The organism is Bradyrhizobium sp. IC3195 (genome assembly GCF_020193585.1).
GTDB classification, from domain to species: domain Bacteria; phylum Pseudomonadota; class Alphaproteobacteria; order Rhizobiales; family Xanthobacteraceae; genus Bradyrhizobium; species Bradyrhizobium yuanmingense.
In genome coordinates this window covers 101,077-122,730 of record NZ_JADYVG010000017.1, presented here as the reverse complement: position 1 = coordinate 122,730, position 21,654 = coordinate 101,077, and the positions used below count along the sequence as shown (strand labels likewise).

The following is a 21,654-nucleotide window of genomic DNA, read 5'->3' as shown; positions in this document are numbered from 1 at the left end:
CTCCCGCAAGGTGGGACGAAGGTAAATAGCTAGTAAGTCAGCTCGGCGATGGCAATCCGGTTCTCGGACGCAGGCCAGGCGCGTGCCACAATCCGTTCTTCGCCGAATTGGGCCACGATGTTACGGCCAACCTCGGTGGCGGGAAGCCGCAGGGTGGCTGCCGCATCCGTGGGCACGCCCGGCTTGACGTCGGCCGGCTCCTTGCCGTCGAGCAGCACCACGTCGCGCGGCAGGCCGAAATAGCCGCGCGGGCGCGACATGATCACGACGGCGCCGGCGGCCTTGTCGGCCGGCCCGAGCGGCCGCGCGGGCCGCAGATGCACAACCTCGGACGAGCGCGGGAAGGGCGAGCGGTAGATGTGCGTCGTCGGCGCATCCGGCGAGGTCAGCACGAATTCGAGCGACCAGGCGGGATCGACCTGCGCCGGCCCCCAACGGCCATTTGAGCCTGTTGTCGAGCTGTACAGCGCACCTTCTTTGCGCTCCCCGGTATCAGGATCGACACGGAAGACATCGACGATTGCACCCGCGACCGGACGATTGGTCGGCACGCCGCCGGGCGTACCCGTGACGAGGCCGCTCAATCTCACGCTGGTCTCCGGCACGATCGCGATGCGCGCAGGTTCGCGCCCCGCGATGAACTTGTAAATCTCGCGGAACGCGCGCGGGTGAAACGCCACCTCGCGATGGTCGAGCGCGCCGAGCACGAGATTGGTGGCGCCCTTCAGCTCCGGCCCTTCGGCGGTGACATTGGTCGGCATGCCGGGCTTGCCGATAAAGCGGCCGTCGGGTTGCGCGAATTTGTCCAGACCGTCGCTGCGCAGCGTGAGGAAAGCGACTCCCGGCGTCACCTCACTCTCGCCCTCGTTCAGTCCGCGCAGGAACGTGCCGCGGCCATTGAATTCGTTGTTCGGCTGGTCGTCTGTTGCGAACACGCCGTGATTGGGCGTACCGCACAGCACCGCATGGCTGACATCACCGGCGCCGCCGTTCTTGATGACGTTACGGATCGCGTAGCCGCCGCGCGAGCTGCCGACCAGCGCCACGCGGGCTGCGCCGGTGCGGCGCTTCAACTCGGTGATGGCGGCAGCGAGCTCGAGGCGCTGGTCCTCGGTCGAGGAGCGACCCGCCTGCTCGACCTTGTCGTCGTTGCGCGCCAGCGGGTCGGTGAAATTGATCGCCATCATGCGATCGCGCGCGATACCGTTGGACTCCATCCGCCAAAGCGTCGTCATCCAGAGCGCGCCGTAATCGCCATTGCCGTGGACGAACAGAATCGGCGGCAGCTCCGTGGCGGGCGCGGTCTGCGCCAGCGCGCCCGTCCGCAAGCTCGCAAGTGCGAAAGGCACGCTCGCAGCCCCTCGCAAAATCGTCCGTCGCGACAGCTTCATCAGTTCCTCCCGGCAAGCCTAGCTCTTTGCACTGCTTATACCGGCCTAAGCACTGGACAGCGAAGGACTTTCGCGGGCATCACTGAATTGGCCGGAATCACCACGACCACTTCTGCCATCCGACATGGAAGGGGATATGACCGAGCAGCCGAACCGCCCGAAAATGGCCGCCGACGGCATCACAGCGCCCCTGCGGTACACCGTGTTCCGGCGGATCTGGCTCGCCAGCCTGCTCTCCAATCTCGGCCTCCTGATCCAGGGCGTGGGTGCGGCCTGGGCGATGACGCAGATGGCGGCCTCGGCAGACAAGGTGGCCCTGGTGCAGACCGCGCTCATGCTGCCGATCATGCTGATCTCGATGCCGGCCGGCGCCATCGCCGACATGTATGACCGCCGCATCGTCAGCGTGATTTCGCTGTCGATCGCGCTGATCGGCGCGAGCGTGCTCACCGTGCTGGCCGGCTTCAACCTGATCACCCCGGAATTGCTGCTCGCCTTCTGCTTCATCGTCGGCAGCGGCAATGCGCTGTTCGGTCCGGCCTGGCAGTCCTCGGTCAGCGAACAAGTGCCGCCCGAGGCATTGGCGTCCGCGGTGGCGCTGAACGGCATCAGCTACAACATCGCGCGCAGCTTCGGTCCGGCGGTCGGCGGCGTCATCGTCGCTGCGCTCGGTGCGGTGGCCGCATTCGCCTGCAATGCGATCCTCTATCTGCCGCTGCTGGTGGTGCTGCTGCTCTGGCGCCGCAACACCGAGGTGTCGCGCCTGCCGCGGGAAAAGCTCAACCGCGCCATGGTCTCGGGCGTGCGCTACATCACCAATTCGCCGCCGATCAAGATCGTGCTGTTGCGCACGCTGGTGATGGGCCTGATCGGCGGCGCGGTGATGGCGCTGATGCCGCTGGTCGCGCGCGACCTCCTGCATGGCGGCGCGCAGATGTATGGCATCATGCTCGGCGCCTTCGGCATGGGCGCGGTGATCGGCGCGCTCAACATCCACGAATTGCGCAAGCGCATGAGCGGCGAGGCCGCGATCCGCGCCTGCACCATCACGATGGCCTTCACCATGGCCGCCCTCGCTTTGAGCACGGAGCCGGTGCTGACGGCGGCCGCGCTGGTGCTAGGCGGCGCAGTCTGGATGGCGGCGATCGCGCTGTTCAATATCGGCGTGCAGCTCTCGGCCCCGCGCTGGGTCGCCGGTCGCTCGCTCGCAGCCTTCCAGGCCGCGATCGCCGGGGGCATCGCGATCGGCGCCTGGGGCTGGGGCCATCTCACCGACTATGCCGGCGTCGAGATCGCATTGCTGACCTCGGCCGGCCTGATGCTGATCTCGCCGCTGCTCGGCATCTGGCTCACGATGCCGCGTGTCGGAGCCCGCAACGAGGATGCGGACATGCTGGCCGATCCCGAGGTGAGGCTGTCGCTGACAGGGCGCAGCGGCCCGCTCGTGGTCGAGATCGAATATCGGGTTGCGCAAGAGAATGCGCGCGCGTTCCACAACGTGATGCAGGACGTGCAGCTCTCGCGCCAGCGCAACGGTGCCTATGGCTGGTCGATCGCGCGCGACATCGCCGACCCCGAGCTGTGGACCGAGCGCTATCACTGCCCGACCTGGCTCGACTATTTGCGTCAGCGCAACCGTGCGACCCAGTCCGAACGCGCGCTGCATCAGCAGGCGATCGATTTCCACATCGGTCCCGAGCCGGTGCGAATCCGCCGCATGCTGGAGCGCCCCTTCGGTTCGGTGCGCTGGAAGGACGACACGCCGGACCGTGCCAACAGCGAGGTGCTGCCGGTGGTCGCGACCGCGGCGGGAAGCAGTACGTAGGCCTCTCGTCATTCCGGGGCGCGCCGTAAGGAGCGAACCCGGAATCCATTTATCGCAGGAGTTGGTCGCGCGATGGATCCTCAGGTGCGCAGTTGCGCACCATAGTTCGCGCTTCGCGCGCCCCGGAATGACGATCACTGCCCGTGCTGGGTCAGCACCTTGTCGCAGGCCTTGCTCAGCTTGGTGCGGTTCTGCTTCAGGCAGGCCAGCACGGCACCGTCGCCATTGTCCATTACGGGACGGCAGAAGCGCGTGACGTCGCGCGCGCAGGCATCATGGCCGGGCTGCTGTTGCGCGGAGGCGCTCGATGCGCACAGGAGCAAGGAAATAACGAAAAGCAGTCTGGTCATCGCGCAATTGCCTCTTACCCGGAAAGACGTGCGGGCGAAGCTAGTGCGACGATCCCGCACCTGCAACGGCTTTGTTGACTAGCTGCAGGGCGCCGCCGCATCACCCCGGCTTCATGCCGGGGGGCATGACGAGGGGAGCTGCAGCGTCTTGGTTACTGTGTGTCCTGAGCGTCAGCGACCTTGCGCGAGGCGCCCTTGGCGAGGGTCTTGTCCATCACCGCGCGGCATCCGGCGCTGAGGTCCGAGCGATGCTTGATCATGCACGCGGTGATCTTCGGGATATTGGGGATCTCGGCCGAGCAGAGACGGAAGGCATCGCCCGTGCACATCTGCTGCGCCTCGGCCGAGAAGGCGAAGCTCGCGCCCGTCGAAGCGATCGAGACGATGGCGGCAAAGCCCAGGGCCAGGCTGGTGTCGCGGATCTTGCCGGTAAACGACTTGGTCATTTGAAGCTCCCGTTGGCGCCGCCTCAGCGGGCCCGTTGTCGATGGGAGCTACGATGCTCCGGCAAAACCGTTTCCACTGTGATGACGCTCACGGGAGACCCGTCCTCTGTGATCTCAGTCACTCAGACGCAGCCCACTGAAATTCCTTCGCAACCGCTGTCGTGTTGGTGTCACGTTAACTCTTACTTCGCATTAATGGCTCGTCGCGCGGGAAATTCCGCCGGTTTGGTTGCGTAATTGGAAAGAGTAACGATGCGTAATGCGTTGGGCCTGATGCTGGCCAGTGTAGTTGCGGCGGTCGTGATCGCCGCCGGCGGTTGGTTTTATTATTCCGCGCGCGCCGACCAGGGCGCTCCCAAGACAGTTGCCGCCCGTGCCGCCGACCCATTGCCGGCACAGGCGAAGCTCGCCGCCAAGGACGACGTCGAGACCACCGCGGCCGTCGCGGCCAAGCCGGCCGCAGCAGCTCCAGCACCTGCCCCCGTGCCGGTCATGCCGATGCAGCCGAAGCAGGCCTGCGCCAATCCGAACGCGCTGGGCGTGTCCCGCGTCGTCGAGATCGACACGACGGGCGGCCCCGGCTTCGGCTTCGAGCATTTCAAGCAGTTCGACTTCCTGACCGAGAAGGAGGTCGTGCTGACCTTCGACGACGGTCCGTGGCCGGTCAACACGCCCACGGTGCTGAAGGCGCTCGCGGACGAATGCACCAAGGGCCTGTTCTTCTCGGTCGGCAAGCACGCGACCTACCATCCGGAGATCCTGAAGCAGGTGCTGGCCCAGGGCCACACGGTGGGCACGCACACCTGGTCGCATGTCAATCTGAACAGCAAGAAGTTGACCGAGCAGCAGGTCAAGGACGAGGTTGAGAAGGGCTTCAGCGCAGTGAAATTCGCGCTCGGCACCAACCCGGCGCCGTTCTTCCGCTTTCCGCAGCTTCAGCACAATCCCGCGATGGTGAGCTATTTCGGCACCCGCAACGTCGCGATGTTCTCGACCGAAATCGACTCCTTCGACTTCAGGAAGGGCGCGACGCCGGAGAAGATCGTCGAGACCGTGATGACGAGGCTGGACAAGCTCGGCAAGGGCATCATCCTGATGCACGACTTCCAGAAGAACACGGGCCTCGCCCTGCCGACGCTGCTCGCGCGGCTGAAGGCCGGCGGTTACAAGGTCGTGCAGATGAAGGCCAAGACGAGCCTCCAGACGCTGCCGGAATATGACGAGGCGCTGATGAAGGACATGAAGGTGCCGACCGCAGGCACGAACTCCCGTCCGATCGCGAGCGTCGTGCAAACGATCTCGCAATAAGCGCCAAATCCAAAACTCTTGCGTCATGGCCGGGCTTGTCCCGGCCATCCACGTTTTAGGATCAGGCGCGAAGACGTGGATGCCCGGGTCAAGCCCGGGCATGACGGCGAGATCAGGGTACAGGTCGGCGCCTCACCAATAGATGCCGTGGCGATGCAGCTCGCTGATGATGCGGCGCTCGGTCCAGCTGCGCTTGGGTTTCGGCTTGTCCGCCTTTGTCGTCATCTTGGTGGCAGGCTTGGTCGTCGTGACCGGCGCGGAGGCCGTCGCCGGTGTGGTGACCGTCGGAGTGGTCGCCACTGTCGGCGCAGAGAGCGACACCGCCGGCGGACGATCGGAATATTTCGGAGCCTCGGCGGCCGGCCCGGCTTCGCTCACCTGCGCCGTCACGGTGCTCACCGATGTCGTGGTTTGCGGAGTGGAGGTCTGTTCGCCTGCCGCCGCCAGCGACAGACCGCGGGAGCCGCCTGCCTGGGCGGAGGCCGAAGCCAGCAGCATGGCGGCAATCAGAATGATCTTGCGCATGTGAAGTCTCCCCGTGTTGGCGTGACAGGACGTTAGGGGAGCCATGTCTGCGATTATGTGATCGCGATCACGCAGCCGAGCGAGCCCTGATGCAGGCTGATGCCTGGTCATCGGAGCGCTTGGGGATCGGATGAACCGGGGCGCTGGTGCCGCAAGAGGGATTCGAACCCCCGACCCCGTCATTACGAATGACGTGCTCTACCGACTGAGCTATTGCGGCGAACCTGCCGGGACCAAAGCAATGCCGGCCCCGATACGCGCGCCCCTGATATCGGGCATGGCCCGAATTGGCAAGGACAAGCGGGAGGCGAAATACCGCTCACGCGCCCCAGCGGGACCAGAATCCGCGCCAGCCGCCCGCTTGGGCTTTGGGCGTGCCGATTTGTTCCGTAAATTCGTCGCTTGGGCCGTCGTCGTCGATCCCGGGATCGTCCGGTGCGCGGACGATCGGGATGACGGTCTGAGTCGGCGCCGAGGCGGGCTTGCTGAGGTTGGCGCGGGTCCGGAAGACCGGCGTCGGCGCCGGCGGCGATGATTCGGCGGGCGCCGGAGCCGGATTCGCCGGCTCGGCGGGCGTGACGACCGGCTCGTCGACCTTCGCAGTTTGCTCCCCAGTCTCCTTGGCCACTTCCTTGGTAGCCTCCTTCGCGGCGTCCTTGGCCTGAGGGGGTGAATTGTCCTGCGCGGCCGGTGCCGGCAGCGGGGCCACCTCCGGCGGTTCCACCGCGGCTTCGCTGGGAGCGGCGGTCACCCGCTTCGGCGGCGGAGCGGCCAGCATGGCTTCCTCGAAGGCCGAGGATTCGAGCGTGGGGCCCTTGTCCGAGGGCAGGCTCGCGACCGGCGCCTGCCACTGGAACGCATCGAGGCGGCCGGTGACCGGGGAGACCGGACGCCAGCGGTCGCTGACATAGCCGTCCGCGGTCCAGGCGGGATCGAGCCGGGCGCGCACCGCGCGCAAGGTCCAGGCGCGGGCGCGGCCGCCGTCACCATGCTCTGTGCGCTCGATCTCGGCCATCAGCAGCGCGACGCGCTGGGTCGGATCCTTGAGATAAGGCGCGAGCACCTCGCGCGCGCGGGCGAACTCGGAGGCCTCGATCGCAACACGCGCGATCGCGAGCTGCCCTTCGACATAACCGGGCTTGTCGGCGGGGGTCTTCGCGGCGAGAGTTTCTACCCGCTGCAAGCGGTGCCACGCGGAATCGCCGAGCTTCACATGCGCATAGGCATCCGCGAGATCGGGATGCGGATTGGCGAGCCAGGCGGCTTCGACCAGCTTCATGGCGCGGCGCACCTGATGCGCCTCGCTCTCGAATTTTGCCGCGAGCACGGCCGCCGGCACCAGGGTCGGCGCGAGCTTGACCGCCTCCATCACGCTCTCGCGCGCGACGTCGCGGTCCATCGTTTCCAGCTCCAGCGCACGCGCGGCGAGCAGCACACCGCGCTGCCGGCGATAGGTCTGCTTGTCGATCAGGCCCGCGGACAGATTCGAATCGAGGATCGCGAGCGCGCCGCTCCAGTCGCCGCGCGCGCAGCGGAAGCCGAGCACCGCGTGCGAGGCCCAGGTCGCGGACGGCGACAGCTTGATCGCTTCCTCCGCAATCATCACGGCGCCGACCGCATCATCGGCGCGCTGCGCCTCGATGAAGAGACCGCGCAGGCCGAGCAGCCGCGTGTCCTCGCGTTCGGCCATGGCGCGGAAGACGCGTTGCGCCTCGTCGCGATTGCCTTCGAGCTGCGCCGACTGCGCGTGCAAAAGCAGTGCGAGCGGATCGTTCGGTGCATGCCGCCGCGCCGCCTCGGCGTGCCGGCGCGCGAGCGCGGAATCGCCGTGGCCGATCGCGAGCAGGCCATGGGTGATGGCGTGACGGCCGCGGGCATGGCGCTTGTCATGACGGCGTCGGCGCAAGCGCCCCGGCATGCGCCAGATCATCGTCAGGATGCTCCAGACCAGCACGACGGAAGCGGCGAAGAGGCCGAGCAAGAACACGAACCTCGGCAGCGTCGTTGAGATGCGGAAGCTGCCCGCGGTCAGGACGAGATCACCGGACTGGTCGGCGACCCAGGCCGCGCCGGCCGCCGCCAGTGCGATCAAGACGAGAAAGAGGACGATGCGAAGCATGGCGATCCCTATACGCGCCGATTGTTGCGCGAATCTTATTGAGTAGATTTGGCGAGATCCGCCATGGCATCGTCGGCGAATTTGCGGGACGCGGCGAGCGCGGCGTCGCGGGCGTCGGCTTTGTCGAGCCAGGCCTGCGCCGGAGCACGATCAGCCTCGGGCAGCGTCTTCAGCTCGCGCCGCGCTTCGGCGAAATCGCTACGGAGCGCCGCCGCCGTGACGCGCGTCACGATGGCGCCGCGATCGTTGCCGACGCCATCGGTGCGCTCGATCCGCACGAGCTTTGACGCGCCGGCCTGGAGCCGCTCGACAATGCCGGCCTCGCTCGACGGAGCTTCAGCCGGCGGCGACAGCTTCGGCACGATATTGAGGAGCTCGCGGCTCAGCGCCGCCGATGTCGGGATGCCGGACGATGCAAACGCCTCGAGCGGCTTGAGCATATCGGGCTTGGTCGCCAGCGACCGCGCCGCCGCCAATTGCGATTGATAGGGATCGCCGTGGCGAACGGCAACGTCGAGCAGGGACGCCGCGACCACATAGCGGAGCGGCTTGTCGTCCATCGTCTTGGCCTCGGTCTTGGCCTCGGCGATCTTCTCGCCCTGCTGCGCAAGCTCGGCCCGCTCGGTCTTGCTCGCGCGCTCGAGCTGGGCGATGCGGTCGGTGAGCGCGGCAAGATCGGGCGCGGCACTCGGCGGCGCGGATTTCGCATCGTTCAGCGCGCTCGCCGTCTTATCGAACTGTGCGCGCAAATTGGCGATGTCGCCGCGCAGTGCGCTCGCCGCTTTCTCCAACGCGTCGATCCGCGCGACTTGGGCCGGATCGGCCGCCGGCCTCGCGGCCCTGGCTTCGACCGCGGCAACGCGTCCGCTCAGCGCATCGACGGTCGCACTGGTGACCTGCGGCGCGGCCGGCGGGGCCTGCACCGCGGGCCAGCCCAGCATCCAGCCGACTGCGATCACGACCGCAGCCGCGGCAACGCCGGAGAACGGCGCGATGACCCAGGGCGAAATCGGCGCCGATACAGGCACCGCCGCGGAGGCCTGCTGCTCTGCAGATTCGGACTGAGGCTCGGCCTTGACCTGTTCCGAGCCGGGCTCTTCCACCCTGGCCTGCTCCTGCGCGACATGCTCGGATGCCTCGGACTCGCCCGCGACCTGCTGCGGCTGGGTCGAGACTTCCGTCGCCTCGAGGTCGATGGTGGGCGGGGTGCGCTTGGCACGACCCGGATCGGGCGCCAATCCAGCGTCTTCAGGCTTGTCGTCGGCCATCGTGACGGTTCCTCACACTTCCATACCAGGGTGGATTAGATTGCGTCGGATTCGGCCCGACCTTTACGCCAAACGGGTCCGCAACGCACGCTCCAAGGTGTCGAATAGGGCAGTTTCGTCCGGCGTTGCGGCCACCAGAACCTGTGACGCGCCGGCATCGCGCAGCACGCCCGCAACAGTCTCGGACAGGCAGCAATGCGGGATCGCCAGCGCCGAAATTTCGACACCTTCGTCCCGCGCCGCATCGAGGAACGCACGTGCGCTGCGCCGGGAGTAGTGCAGCACCGCCTCGATCCCGTGGGCGGCAAAGCCCTCGCACACCTCGCGCGGCAGATGCTTCACCGGCGCCATGCGGTAGGTCGTCTGCGTCACCACGCGGAAACCTTCCGCCCCGAGTTCGCCGCCGAGGTCGCGCGACAGATCCGCGCCGGCGAGATACAGCAGCGTGCTGTTTTTCTTCAGCACCTTGTCGCACGCGCTCTGCATCACCTTGTCGCGCAAGGACGCGGCGTCGCCCCCGGCGACGATCACCTCGGCAAAACCAGCCTCTCGCGCCACTGCAGCCGTATGTTCGCCGACCGCGAACAATGGCAGCTCCAGCAGACCGAGGTCCGGCAATTGCGGCGCTATAGCGCGAATCGCGTTGGCCGAGGTGACGAGAACGGCATCATAAGAAACTTCGCTCTCGCCTTGGAAGGCGACCGGCTCGAGCTTGAGCGCCGGCGCAAGCAGTACCGCATGCCCGCGCGTGCGCAGATTGTCCGCCGTCGCCGCATTGTCGGGATGCGGCCGTGTGACAAGAATGGACATCGCTGCTGTTCCCGGACCATTTGGCGGTGACGCATTGACCAGAACGGCTGCGCGTGACGATTGCGCAAGCCGACCCCGGGATGCTACCGGACGTACCAGAACTCTGCTTTATGGATGAGCGCAAGGGCGCAAATTGGATAACAATTCGCCAATGCTGGTGCTGGGCATCGAAACCACCTGCGACGAGACCGCCGCGGCCGTGATCGAACGCGCGGCCGACGGCAAGGGCAAGATCCTGTCCAACATCGTGCGGTCGCAGATCGAGGAGCATGCCCGCTTCGGCGGCGTGGTGCCGGAGATCGCCGCGCGCGCGCATGTCGACGTGCTCGATGGGATCATCGACCGCGCCATGAACGAGGCCGGCATCGATTATGCTCAGCTCGACGGCGTCGCGGCGGCCGCGGGGCCCGGGCTGATCGGCGGCGTCATCGTCGGACTCACCACCGCGAAGGCGATCGCGATGGTGCACGACACGCCGCTGGTCGCGGTGAATCATCTCGAAGCGCATGCGCTGACGCCGCGTCTCACCGACGGCATCGAATTTCCCTATTGCCTGTTCCTCGCCTCCGGCGGCCATACCCAGATCGTCGCGGTCACCGGTGTCGGCCAATATGTGCGGCTTGGCACCACGGTTGACGACGCCATCGGCGAGGCCTTCGACAAGGTCGCGAAGATGCTGGCCCTGCCGTATCCCGGCGGCCCGCAGGTCGAGCGCGCGGCGGCAGGTGGCGATGCCACGCGCTTTGCGTTTCCCCGGCCGATGCAGGGGCGCCCCGATGCCAATTTCTCGCTGTCGGGACTGAAGACGGCGGTGCGCACCGAAGCGAGCCGGCTGGCCGAGCTCACGCCGCAGGACATCAGCGATCTCTGCGCGAGCTTCCAGGCCGCCGTGCTCGATTCAACGGCCGACCGGCTGAGCGTCGGCCTGAAGCTTTTCCGCGAGCAGTTCGGCGCACCGCGCGCGCTGGTCGCCGCCGGCGGCGTTGCCGCCAATCAGGCGATCCGCGGCGCGCTTGACGATGTCGCGAAGCAGGCCGGGACGCAGCTGATCATGCCACCGCCCGCGCTGTGCACCGACAACGGCGCCATGATCGCCTGGGCCGGCGCCGAGCGCCTGGCGCTTGGCCTGACCGACACGATGGACGCGCAGCCGCGCGCACGCTGGCTGCTCGATGCCAACGCGACCGCGCCCGCAGGCTACGGCAAGACTCGGGCGGGATTCTAGGGATGACCGCGTTCCAATCCGTCGCAGTGATCGGCGCGGGCGCCTGGGGTACGGCGCTGGCGACGGTGGCGGCGCGAGCAGGGCGAAACGTGACGCTGTGGGCACGCAATGCCGAGCACGCCGCGCGGATCGCATCGACGCGCGACAATCCGCGTCTGCCCGGGATTCGGATCGTGCCTGAGACCGTCGTGACGAGCGATCTGGCGCTCGCCGCGCGTGCCGACATGCTGCTGATCGCAACGCCGGCGCAACATTTGCGCGGTGCGGTCAACATGCTGGCCTCGCACATCACGAAGGCGGTGCCGATCGTCGCCTGCGCCAAGGGTATCGAGCACGGCACCCATAAGTTCATGACCGACGTGATCGCCGAGGCCGCGCCGCACGCGCAGCCGGCGATCCTGTCGGGGCCGAGCTTTGCCGACGACGTCGCACGCGGCCTGCCGACGGCAGTGACCCTGGCGGCAAGCGATGAGGCGCTCGCCAGCAGCCTGGTGCAGGCGCTGGGCTCGCGGACATTCCGCCCCTATCACTCCACCGACATTCGCGGCGTCGAGATCGGCGGCGCCGCCAAGAATGTGCTGGCGATCGCGGTCGGCATTGCGGTCGGGCGCGAGCTTGGCGCCTCCGCGCAGGCGGCGCTCACGACCCGCGGCTTTGCCGAGCTGACGCGCCTCGGCCGTGCGCTCGGCGCACGCAGCGAGACGCTCACCGGCCTGTCGGGCCTCGGTGATCTCATTCTGACCTGCTCGAGCCCGCAATCGCGCAACTTCGCGCTCGGCCTCGCGCTCGGCCGCGGCGAGCAGCCTCCCGCCGGCAAGCTCGCCGAGGGCGAGTTCACCGCCCCCGTGCTGATCGAGCTCGCCGCTTCGCAAAACATCGAGTTGCCGGTATCTGAGGCGGTCGCATCGATCCTGAGCGGCAAAAGCACGATCGATGCCGCGATCTCGGCGCTGATGACGCGCCCCTTCAAGGCAGAGGAATAAGCATGGCGTACTGGCTCGTGAAATCCGAACCGTCGGTGTGGTCCTGGGACCAGCAGGTTGCGAAGGGCGCCAAGGGCGAGGCCTGGACCGGCGTGCGCAATTTCACCGCCCGTCAGAACCTCGTGAACATGAAGAAGGGCGACAAGGCGTTCTTCTATCATTCCAACGAGGGCAAGGAGATCGTCGGCATCGCCGAGATCATCAAGGAGGCCTATCCCGATCCAACCGACAAGACCGGCAAATTCGTCTGCGTCGACATCAAGGCCGACAAACCCCTGAAGACGCCGGTGACGATGGCCGCGATCAAGGCCGAGAAGAAGCTCGAAGGTATGGCGCTGGTGAAATATTCGCGCCTCTCCGTGCAGCCGGTGACGGCAGAGGAGTGGAAGCTCGTCTGCAAGATGGGCGGGATGTAGTTGCGTCGTTTCGTAGCCCGGATGGAGCGCAGCGCAATCCGGGAAAGTCTCGATTGAAGCCCGATCCCGGATTACGCTTCGCTCCATCCGGGCTACGATATCCGGGCTTGCGACTCCTCCAGCGCAAACACCTCGCACGGCGCGGCAATGCCGCGCAGCTCATGCGTCCCAAGCGCAACCAGCGGCATCTCTGTCTCGGCGGCGAGCGCGCCCGACACCAGCACCGTCCGGCCCAGCGGCTTGCACAATCCCTCCAGACGGCTGGCGAGGTTGACGGCGGGGCCGATCGCGGTGAAGTCGAGCCGGTTCGCGGCGCCGATATTGCCCCAGAGCATCTCGCCGAGATGGAGCGCGGCGCCAAACGACAAAGGCGGCAGCCCTTGCGCGCGGCGCTCCTTGTTGAGATACGCCATCCCGGCTTCGGCTGCGCTTGCCGCGCGCAAAGCAGCGTCACAGGCGCGGCGCGGGGACGCCTCGAGCACCGGAAAGATCGCGAGCACGCCGTCGCCGATGAATTTCAGCACCTCGCCGCCGAAGGCGTGAACCGCGCCGGCGATGCGATCGAACCACGCGTCGAGCGCCGCGATGACATCGGCCGGCGGGACGGTCTCCGACAGGTTCGTGAAATTGCGCAGGTCCGCATAGAGCAGTGCGGCCTGGATAGTCTCGCCGAGATCGCGGCGCAGAGGCGCCGCCAGTACCCGCTCCGCGCTGCGCGTGCCGAGGTAAGCATCGAGCGTCGCCCGCAAGGTCGCGCGCGCGGCGAGGAGGGCCAGCGGCGTTGCGGCGAAACGCGCGGCCTGACGCAATTGCTCGATCTCATCCGCCGTGAACGGGCGCGGCCCGATCCAGCCGAGCAGCGGGCCATCGGGCTGTCCGGCGACATCTTCATGCACATCGCCGCCGGCGATATCGCGCAGCCAGCGGCGGCCGGCGTCGTCGGGTGGATCGGGCGCGAGGCCGCCCGGCGCGAAGCCGAGCGCTTCGATCACCTGGCCGCTGTCGGCACGCCACAGCCAGGTCCGCTTCGCGATCAGCGGATGCGGCACCTCCAGCGTCAGGGCGCCTGCCGCGAGCGGCACGCCATCGGCGGCCAGATGCGCGCCGAGCTCCGCGAGCAGGTGGTCGGCCCCGCGACAATCCGAGGCCGCATCGAGGAGCCAGGCGAGGGTCGGCGAGAGCTGCATCCGGCGATCATGGCGAAACAGGGCCGTCTTTGCCACGGGCAATCCTTGACGGAGCGCAGGGCCGCCGCCATGTCCCATCGTCAGACCAGGGATGATCGCCGATGCCCGAGCCATTCATAGTGCGACGCGAGACCCAGATCGCGGCCCCGCGCGCCACTGTCTTCGCCTACCTCACCGACCCCGAAAAGATCCTGAGCTGGATGGGCTCCGACGCAACCACGGAGCCTTATCCCGGCGGGCTCTACCTGCTCAAGGGCGTCAGCCCGGACGGCGCCGCCGCCCGCGGCGCGTTCCGCGAGGTCGTGCCGGTGCATCGTCTGGCCTATACGTTCGGCTGGGAGGGTGGTCAGGAAGTGCCGCCCGGCTCGAGCCTGATCGAGATCGACCTGATCGAGCAGGACGGCGGCACGCTGCTGCGCATGACCCATAGCGGCCTGCCGAACGAAGCGCAGGCGGCCGCTCATGCAACGGGTTGGGCGCACTACCTTGAGCGGCTCACGATCGCAGCCGCAGGCGGCGACCCCGGTCCTGACAAGGGTGTGTCAGATAAGAAGTAGCTCTCGTAGGGTGGACAAAGGCGCGCTCTTCGCGCCGTGCCCACCACCCGTCACCATGGGCAAATGGTGGGCACGCTTCGCTTTGCCCACCTTACGAGAGCGGCGCTTCGTTACACTGCCGCGGTCGCCACCACCTGCGCCAGCAGCTGCTCGCGCCTGGCCTGCGAGCGCTGACCCGTCATGGTCGCGGCGAAGCGCTCGAGGATGCCCTCCTCGAAGGCGGTGACGATGGTGTCGTGGACGTAGCTCTTGCGGCAGATCGCCGGCGTGTTGGAGAGCTGGTCGGCGGCGGCGCGGATCGCATCCAGCACCTGCTTCTTGCGGCCGCGCTGGCTGCTCGCCGGCGTGATCCGCGACAGCGATTCCACCACGACGGCGGACGCCATCAGCGTGCGGAAATCCTTCAGGGAAATCTTGATGCCGGCGATCTCGCGCAGAAACGCGTTCACCTGGGTGGTGTTGACCGCGCGCACGATGTCGGAGGCATCGCGATACTGGAACATGCGCTTGCCGGGAACGCTCTGCAAAATGCCGATGGCGCGCACCAGCTTGGCGGCGTCGCACTCCTTGCGCACCGCCTTGCCGCCCTTGGCCTTGAAGGTCAGCACGAAACAATCGTCTTCCAGCGTGACGTTTGACTTCAGCAGTGTGGTCGCGCCGCGGGTGCCGTTGAGGCGGGCGTAGGATTCGTTGCCGGGGCGGATCGCGGTGCGCGCGATCAGCTCGATCACGGCCGAGAGCGCGAACTCGCGCGTCGGCTCGTCCCCTGACAGGAACGCCGAGACCTTGCGCCGGATTTTCGGCAGCGCGCCGACGAGCTTTGCCAGGCGATGCGCCTTGCGCTGCTCGCGGACCTTCTCCCAGTCGGCGTGATAGCGATATTGCAGCCGGCCCGCGGCATCGCGGCCTACCGCCTGAAGGTGCAAGTTGGGATCGGCGGAGTAGCGTACCTCGCGATAGGCAGGCGGCACCGCCATGGCGTGCAGCCGGCGTATGGTGCGGGCGTCGCGGATATGCGCCCCGTTGGGACGGACGAAGGAATAGCCCTTGCCGCGCCTGATACGGCGGATGGTCAGCTCGTTCTGGTCGCCGAGCCGCAAGCCGAGCTCCTTGGCGAGGGCCTCGACCGTCGCCGCAGGCGCCGTGTCGTAGGTCTTCTTGGGGCTCGGGCGCCTGAAACCACCCGGTTTCGGCCATTGTCCGAGGGCCTTGGCCAGGGCAATGGCTGCAGGATCGGCTGAAGCGGGCCGTATCGTCCCGAGATTCTGCTGATCCATCATGGTCTTACGCCTTAGCCCTGTCCTGTTGTCGATCAATGCCGCTGTTGTGATTTTTGTTCCGAGGAGTCTCTTTGGACCCGGGTTGGCCATTTAGGGTGTTCCGAACACGATTGCGAGTCCCGAATCAGTGAGAAGAGGTTGCTAAATACCTCTCCTCGCCGCATGGGGGCTCTGCGGTCTCTGTTCTGGCGGTTTGGGTAGAGAGCCGGAAGGTGCCCGTCGGCCCTGTTTCAGATTTGCGACAGCGGGCCTTCCGGACCTTGATCCTTCGCATGGCCAGCTGCCCGCCGAAGGTCCAGCTTGTGCTCCTTGTCGGGTCCGGTTAGCCCGACGCATAATCCATCAAATGATGATGTCGGCATTGCCTGAGCTTGCCGCATGTGGAGGGAAGCATGTCCGAGAAGATCTACGATATCCCCGCGGAGTGGGCGAAGCGCGCCTGGGTCGACCAGGCCAAGTACAAGGAGATGTACGCCCGTTCGATCTCGGACCCGAACGGTTTCTGGGCGGAGCAGGCCAAGCGCATCGACTGGATGAAGGCGCCGACGAAAATCGAGAACGTCTCGTTCGCGCCGGGCAACATCTCGATCAAATGGTTCGAGGACGGCATCCTGAACGTCGCCTACAATTGCATCGACCGGCATCTCGCCAAACGCGCCAACCAGACCGCGATCATCTGGGAGGGCGACGATCCCTCGCAGTCCAAGCACATCACCTACAAGGAGCTGCATGACGAGGTCTGCCGGATGGCCAACATCCTGCGCACCCGCAACGTCGGGAAGGGCGACCGCGTCACCATCTACCTGCCGATGATTCCCGAGGCCGCCTATGCAATGCTGGCCTGCGCGCGGATCGGCGCGATCCACTCCGTGGTGTTCGCGGGCTTCTCACCTGACAGCCTCGCCCAACGCATCAACGACTGCCAATCCAAGGTGATCATCACGGCGGACGAAGGCCTACGCGGCGGCAAGAAGGTGCCGCTGAAGGCCAATGTCGATGCGGCGCTTGGCAAGGCCGACGGCGTCGACTGGGTCGTCGTGGTCAAGCGCACCGGCGCCAAGGTCGACATGAACCCCACGCGCGACCTCTGGTACCACGAGGCCGCGGCGATGGTGACCACGGAATGCCCGGTCGAGCACATGCACGCCGAGGATCCGCTGTTCATCCTCTACACGTCGGGCTCGACCGGCCAACCCAAGGGCGTGCTGCACACCTCCGGCGGCTATCTCGTGTTCGCCTCGATGACGCATCAATACGTCTTCGACTATCACGACGGCGACATCTACTGGTGCACCGCCGACGTCGGCTGGGTCACCGGCCACAGCTACATTCTCTATGGGCCGCTCGCCAACGGCGCGACCACGCTGATGTTCGAGGGCGTGCCGAATTATCCGGATAATTCGCGGTTCTGGAACGTCATCGACAAGCACAAGGTCAACATCTTCTACACCGCGCCGACCGCGATCCGCGCGCTGATGCAGTCCGGCGACGAACCGGTGAAGAAGACCTCGCGCGCCTCGCTCCGCCTGCTCGGCTCGGTCGGCGAGCCCATCAATCCCGAAGCCTGGGAGTGGTATCACCGCGTCGTCGGCGACGACCGCTGCCCGATCGTCGACACGTGGTGGCAGACCGAGACCGGCGGCATCCTGATCACGCCGCTGCCGGGCGCGACCAAGCTGAAGCCCGGCTCGGCGACGCAACCGTTCTTCGGCGTGGTGCCTGAGATCGTCGATGCCGACGGCAAGGTGCTGGAAGGCGAGACATCAGGCAATCTCTGCCTGACGCGGTCCTGGCCCGGCCAGATGCGCACGGTCTACGGCGACCACGCCCGCTTCGAACAAACTTACTTCTCGACCTACAAGGGCAAATACTTCACCGGCGACGGCTGCCGCCGCGACGCCGACGGCTATTACTGGATCACCGGCCGCGTCGACGACGTCATCAACGTCTCCGGCCACCGCATGGGCACCGCCGAAGTCGAGAGCGCGCTGGTCGCGCATGAGAAGGTGTCGGAAGCCGCCGTCGTCGGCTTCCCGCACGACATCAAGGGTCAGGGCATCTACGCCTATGTCACCCTGATGGCCGGCGTGCAGCCGAGCGACGAGTTGCGCAAGGAGCTCGTGACCTGGGTGCGCAAGGAGATCGGCCCGATCGCCTCGCCCGACCAGATCCAGTTCGCCCCGGGCCTGCCCAAGACCCGCTCCGGCAAGATCATGCGCCGCATCCTGCGCAAGATCGCCGAGGACGAGCCGGGCAGCCTCGGCGACACCTCGACGCTCGCCGATCCCGCCGTTGTCGATGATCTCGTCAAGAACCGGCAGAACAAGAAGTCGGCGTAAGGCGAGTTCGTGCCCCGGACGCAGCGCAGCGCTCCTTCAGCGGTGCGCTGCTGAGCCGGGGCCCATCTAAACGTCAGAACGTGTAGCTTCCTGGATCCCGGCTCTGCGCAGCAGCGTTTCCTGCTGCAGCGCATCCGGGACACGCGATTAGTTTTCGCGTCAGCGCGCCCTCTCACCAACGGCCATTCACACCCTCACGCTGTTGTCAGCGGGCGCGGCAGCGCGCCTGCATCTTTCCCGCCGAGTGTTGTTTTCAGGTCATTTACTTTATTTCGAACATTTTCTTTGTTCCCCCTGCTGGCCGGCCCTCGGCAGCCGCGGCTGGAAACCATTGGGTTAACGGGCGCGGTTAAGAATGAGCATCGACGAGGGCTTGGTGCGGCGACGATTGCCGGTTCTGCGTCATTTTGGACGATCCGTTTTGGGCAAGGGGAAGCATCGATGTCGATGAGGATTGCGGTGGCGCTGGCCGCCACCATCGCGGCTGGGGCCTTGACGTCGACGGCGGCGCAGGCGCGGCCGGAAATGGTGGGGGCACACCTGGCTGACTATTCGCCGGGCACCATCGTGGTCAAAACCAGCGAGCGGCGGCTTTATCTCATCCTCGGGAACGGCCAGGCCGTGCGCTATCCGGTCGGCGTCGGCAAAGCCGGCAAGCAGTGGGCCGGCACCACGAAGATCGACGGCAAATATCTCAATCCGGCCTGGGCGCCGCCCGCCGAGGTGAAGCGCGACAAGCCTGGTATCCCCGACGTCATTCCGGGCGGCTCGCCGCGCAACCCGATGGGCGTTGCGGCGATGACGCTCGCCGGCGGCGAATATGCGATCCACGGCACCAACGTGCCGGGCTCGATCGGCGGCTTCGTCTCCTATGGCTGCATCCGCATGCTCAACGACGACATCACCGATCTCTACGGCCGCGTCTTCGTCGGCACGACGGTGGTCGTGACGCGCTGATCGCCTGAATCAGCCGAGATGAAATAAAAAGGCCGCGTCTTCGACGCGGCCTTTTTATTGCCAGAACCGCCAGCCGCGCGCGCACCAGCCGTCGCGATGGCCGCCATTGTAGCTGCGCACGAAGCCGCCGGCGAGCAGTGCCGCCGAGACGTTCGCAGTCCGCCGGGTCGCGACGTCGGCGAGGACTCGGCCGTATTTGTCGGGAGCGAGATTGGTGATGGTCACGCCGCCCTGGCCGAGCAGATCGCGCAAGGCACGGGCCGCAGCTTCGGCCTTGTCCAGCTCCTCCTGGCAGGACGCTTTCAGTTCGGGCGCATCGATGCCGCGCAGCCGAATGCGGACCACGGGATCGCGTCCCTCGTGCAGACGAACACGGGCGAGAAAAGTGTCGCCATCGATGGCGCGGATGAATTCGACCGGACGCACATCCGCGTGGCCGGTCTGCTGAAGAACGATCTCGGCATCTCCATTGCGATCGGTATCGCGAACAAGCCAGTGCGTTCCATGACGGAATGTGAGCACGACGGCCAGCGCGATGCCCACCACGAACATCCAGGGCAATAGGCCGGAGAGGCGGCGGCCGAACGGCGAGCCGCTGAACTGCGGCCGGTAGGAATTGGGGCGATCCTGGAAACGCATCAACTCACGCTATGTCTGAGTCGGGGGAACTCACAAGCACGAGCGTGTCCATAAACGACGCCGAATGCGCCGGAGGCCATGCACGAAAGTTCCGTCTGTCAAAGAGGTTAGCCGTAGTTCTACTGGGGATCCGCGAATATTTTCCAAATCTCAATCATTGGTTGCGAATAGCTGTTATACGACAAACCGAGGGGAGATTGCCGTGAGGTCATTCAGGTTTCGCATTGGAACAAAGCTCGGCATCGTGACGGGCGTGAGCGTCGTGCTCGTCGGCGGCATGCTGACCAATCAGATGCTCGGCAACCGCTCCATTGCCGAATCCAATCGCCTCGTCACGATCAACTATCTCAACAAGGGCAATGCGCAGGCGGCTCAGACGGCGATGGCACGCGCGCAGCTCGCCGCTCTCGAACTCGGCTCGGCACCGTCAGCCGGAGAGGTCGACAGGCTCCTCGAGCTTCTCCGTACCCGGGCCGGCGAAGCCGGCACCGAAATCGATGCCGCGAGAGAGCGGGCGACCCGCAAGGTCACACAGGACGCTTACCGCGAGGCCAAGAAGTTCGTCGATGCGTATCTGGCCAGCGGCGTCGAGCTCGCCGCGGCGCAAAAGGCGGTCATCGCCGCCCCCGCGGGTGGCGCCAAGCTTGCAGCAGAGTCGGCCAAGGCAAGTATTCTCGCAGAGCATATGCGTCCGGCAGCGCAGGAAGTCAGCAAGCGCATCGACGATCTCGTCGGCGTCGCCAACGAATTCGCCGCGCGCCGCAAGGGCGAGATGCTGGCCGAGTTGGACCGCGTCGCCAATTTCGCTTTGATCGTCGGCCTATTCGTCGTCCTGACGTTGGTCGGCTCCGCAGTCTTTTCCGTCTTGAACGTCGCCCGTCCGATCCGTCGCATCGGCGATGTGCTCCTGCAGCTCGCCGGAGGCAACAAGGCGATCGAAATTCCCTACACCCGCCGTGGCGACGAGGTCGGCGACAACGCCCGCGCGGCACAGACCTTCAAGGACAATCTGATCCGCATCGAGCAGATGGAAGCCGAGCAGAAGAACCATCAAGCCGCTGCGGCCGCTCAGCGCAAGCAGGAGATGACGCGGCTTGCCAACGCGTTCGAAACTGCGGTCGGCGGCATCATCAACTCGGTGTCAGCCGCATCCCAGGAGCTCGAATCCGCGGCCGGCACGTTGTCGGGTACGGCCGAACAAACCCAGCAGCTCTCCGGAATGGTCGCCGCCGCCTCGGAGGAAGCCTCCACCAATGTCGGGGCCGTGGCGTCCGCGGCCGAGGAAATGAGCACGTCGGTCGTCGAGATCGGCCGTCAGGTGCACGATTCCAGCCGTATCGCCGGCGATGCGGTCAAGCAGGCCGAGCGCACCGATGCCCGGATCAACGAGCTGCTCAAGGCGGCGGGCCGCATCGGCGACGTCGTCAAATTGATCACGGCGATCGCCGAACAGACCAACCTCCTGGCGCTAAACGCAACGATCGAGGCGGCGCGCGCCGGCGAGTCAGGCCGCGGCTTTGCGGTCGTGGCGAGCGAGGTCAAGGCGCTCGCGGCGCAAACCGCGCGAGCGACCGAGGAAATCAGCGCGCAGATCGCCGGCATGCAATCGGCAACGCAGGACTCCGTCGGAGCGATCAAGGAAATCGGAACGACCATCGGCCGCATCTCCGATATTTCCACGACCATTGCCGCGACGATCGAACAGCAGGGCGCAGCGACGGCCGAGATTGCGCGAAACGTCAGCGAAGCCGCCAAGGGAACGGTCGAAGTCGCGGACAAGATCGCCCAGGTCAGCCATGGCGCGAGCGCGACCGGCGCGGCGTCGGGACAAGTGTTGGCGTCGGCGCGTTCACTGTCGAGCGAAAGCAGCCTCCTGAAGACGGAGGTCGAGAAGTTCCTCAGCACCGTGCGCGCTGCGTAATGCACAACGAAGCCGCGAGCACGATTGCCGTGCTCGCCGGACATTTATGAAGCCCCCGGGATTTCCCGGGTTTGACCGGGGTCGTAATCAACACTAGGTTGAACATTG

General features: G+C 66.3%; 19 protein-coding genes and 1 tRNA gene. 9 read left to right on the top strand and 11 right to left on the bottom strand.

Going from position 1 to position 21,654, the window contains the following annotated elements; all coding sequences use genetic code 11:
• Positions 1-29: 29 nt before the first annotated feature.
• Positions 30-1,391, bottom strand: coding sequence for a hydrolase (locus I6F09_RS27005; protein ID WP_225189465.1), 1,362 nt, complete (start codon positions 1,389-1,391; stop codon positions 30-32).
• Between the two features lie 136 nt (positions 1,392-1,527).
• Between I6F09_RS27005 and I6F09_RS27000 the strand changes: the two genes are divergently transcribed.
• Positions 1,528-3,216, top strand: coding sequence for an MFS transporter (locus tag I6F09_RS27000; RefSeq protein ID WP_036002980.1), 1,689 nt, complete (start codon positions 1,528-1,530; stop codon positions 3,214-3,216).
• Positions 3,217-3,350: 134 nt separating this feature from the next.
• Here I6F09_RS27000 and I6F09_RS26995 read toward each other — a convergent pair whose 3' ends face one another.
• The gene (locus I6F09_RS26995) at positions 3,351-3,566 is read right to left on the bottom strand and encodes a hypothetical protein (RefSeq protein WP_036002903.1); all 216 of its coding nucleotides are present in this window, start codon (positions 3,564-3,566) and stop codon (positions 3,351-3,353) included.
• Between the two features lie 152 nt (positions 3,567-3,718).
• Entirely contained in the window at positions 3,719-4,012 is a 294-nt protein-coding gene (locus tag I6F09_RS26990; RefSeq protein WP_036038816.1) for a hypothetical protein, read from the bottom strand.
• A 252-nt stretch (positions 4,013-4,264) separates the two neighbouring features.
• On the opposite strand from I6F09_RS26990, the gene I6F09_RS26985 reads away from it, so the two are divergent.
• Entirely contained in the window at positions 4,265-5,320 is a 1,056-nt protein-coding gene (locus I6F09_RS26985) for a polysaccharide deacetylase family protein (RefSeq protein ID WP_036002909.1), read from the top strand.
• 132 nt (positions 5,321-5,452) lie between these two features.
• On the opposite strand, the gene I6F09_RS26980 is transcribed toward I6F09_RS26985, so the two are convergent.
• The 5 genes from I6F09_RS26980 to I6F09_RS26960 all read right to left on the bottom strand — a co-directional run bounded on the left by I6F09_RS26980 (position 5,453) and on the right by I6F09_RS26960 (position 10,042).
• Positions 5,453-5,845: a hypothetical protein gene (locus tag I6F09_RS26980; RefSeq protein WP_225189464.1), complete on the bottom strand. Its 393-nt coding sequence runs from the start codon at positions 5,843-5,845 to the stop codon at positions 5,453-5,455.
• A 144-nt stretch (positions 5,846-5,989) separates the two neighbouring features.
• A tRNA-Thr gene (locus tag I6F09_RS26975) sits at positions 5,990-6,065 on the bottom strand.
• Between the two features lie 99 nt (positions 6,066-6,164).
• Positions 6,165-7,964: a heme biosynthesis HemY N-terminal domain-containing protein gene (locus tag I6F09_RS26970; RefSeq protein WP_225189463.1), complete on the bottom strand. Its 1,800-nt coding sequence runs from the start codon at positions 7,962-7,964 to the stop codon at positions 6,165-6,167.
• Positions 7,965-7,999: 35 nt separating this feature from the next.
• Entirely contained in the window at positions 8,000-9,232 is a 1,233-nt protein-coding gene (locus I6F09_RS26965; RefSeq protein WP_225189462.1) for a hypothetical protein, read from the bottom strand.
• Positions 9,233-9,295: 63 nt separating this feature from the next.
• On the bottom strand, positions 9,296-10,042 hold the full coding sequence (locus tag I6F09_RS26960; protein ID WP_225189461.1) for a uroporphyrinogen-III synthase: 747 nt from the start codon (positions 10,040-10,042) through the stop codon (positions 9,296-9,298).
• Between the two features lie 157 nt (positions 10,043-10,199).
• Between I6F09_RS26960 and tsaD the strand changes: the two genes are divergently transcribed.
• The 3 genes from tsaD to I6F09_RS26945 are packed head-to-tail and all read left to right on the top strand — an operon-like array spanning position 10,200 to position 12,666.
• Complete coding sequence (gene tsaD / locus I6F09_RS26955; RefSeq protein ID WP_193374949.1) at positions 10,200-11,267, top strand: tRNA (adenosine(37)-N6)-threonylcarbamoyltransferase complex transferase subunit TsaD; 1,068 nt, start codon at positions 10,200-10,202, stop codon at positions 11,265-11,267.
• Between the two features lie 2 nt (positions 11,268-11,269).
• Positions 11,270-12,250, top strand: a complete 981-nt coding sequence (locus I6F09_RS26950) for an NAD(P)H-dependent glycerol-3-phosphate dehydrogenase (protein WP_225189460.1) — start codon at positions 11,270-11,272, stop codon at positions 12,248-12,250.
• Positions 12,251-12,252: 2 nt separating this feature from the next.
• Positions 12,253-12,666 (top strand): EVE domain-containing protein, encoded by a 414-nt coding sequence (locus tag I6F09_RS26945; RefSeq protein ID WP_225135576.1) that lies wholly within the window; start codon positions 12,253-12,255, stop codon positions 12,664-12,666.
• A gap of 92 nt (positions 12,667-12,758) precedes the next feature.
• Here I6F09_RS26945 and I6F09_RS26940 read toward each other — a convergent pair whose 3' ends face one another.
• On the bottom strand, positions 12,759-13,853 hold the full coding sequence (locus I6F09_RS26940) for an adenylate/guanylate cyclase domain-containing protein (RefSeq protein ID WP_225189476.1): 1,095 nt from the start codon (positions 13,851-13,853) through the stop codon (positions 12,759-12,761).
• Positions 13,854-13,954: 101 nt separating this feature from the next.
• On the opposite strand from I6F09_RS26940, the gene I6F09_RS26935 reads away from it, so the two are divergent.
• On the top strand, positions 13,955-14,410 hold the full coding sequence (locus I6F09_RS26935) for an SRPBCC domain-containing protein (RefSeq protein ID WP_036002934.1): 456 nt from the start codon (positions 13,955-13,957) through the stop codon (positions 14,408-14,410).
• 110 nt (positions 14,411-14,520) lie between these two features.
• Here the strand turns inward: I6F09_RS26935 and I6F09_RS26930 are convergent, their stop codons facing one another.
• Positions 14,521-15,690: a DNA topoisomerase IB gene (locus tag I6F09_RS26930; protein ID WP_225189459.1), complete on the bottom strand. Its 1,170-nt coding sequence runs from the start codon at positions 15,688-15,690 to the stop codon at positions 14,521-14,523.
• A 392-nt stretch (positions 15,691-16,082) separates the two neighbouring features.
• Here I6F09_RS26930 and acs point away from each other — a divergent pair, with 392 nt between their 5' ends.
• Together acs and I6F09_RS26920 are read left to right on the top strand one after the other, a co-directional pair.
• A complete protein-coding gene (acs, locus tag I6F09_RS26925) occupies positions 16,083-18,029 on the top strand; it encodes an acetate--CoA ligase (RefSeq protein ID WP_225135575.1) in 1,947 nt (648 codons plus the stop codon).
• Positions 18,030-18,470: 441 nt separating this feature from the next.
• Positions 18,471-18,986, top strand: coding sequence for a L,D-transpeptidase (locus tag I6F09_RS26920; protein WP_225189458.1), 516 nt, complete (start codon positions 18,471-18,473; stop codon positions 18,984-18,986).
• 54 nt (positions 18,987-19,040) lie between these two features.
• Here the strand turns inward: I6F09_RS26920 and I6F09_RS26915 are convergent, their stop codons facing one another.
• Positions 19,041-19,625, bottom strand: coding sequence for a thermonuclease family protein (locus I6F09_RS26915; RefSeq protein ID WP_036024234.1), 585 nt, complete (start codon positions 19,623-19,625; stop codon positions 19,041-19,043).
• 202 nt (positions 19,626-19,827) lie between these two features.
• Here I6F09_RS26915 and I6F09_RS26910 point away from each other — a divergent pair, with 202 nt between their 5' ends.
• Positions 19,828-21,546 carry a methyl-accepting chemotaxis protein gene (locus I6F09_RS26910; protein ID WP_057025815.1) on the top strand — a complete coding sequence of 573 codons (1,719 nt, stop codon included), beginning with the start codon at positions 19,828-19,830 and terminating at the stop codon, positions 21,544-21,546.
• Positions 21,547-21,654 lie beyond the last annotated feature (108 nt).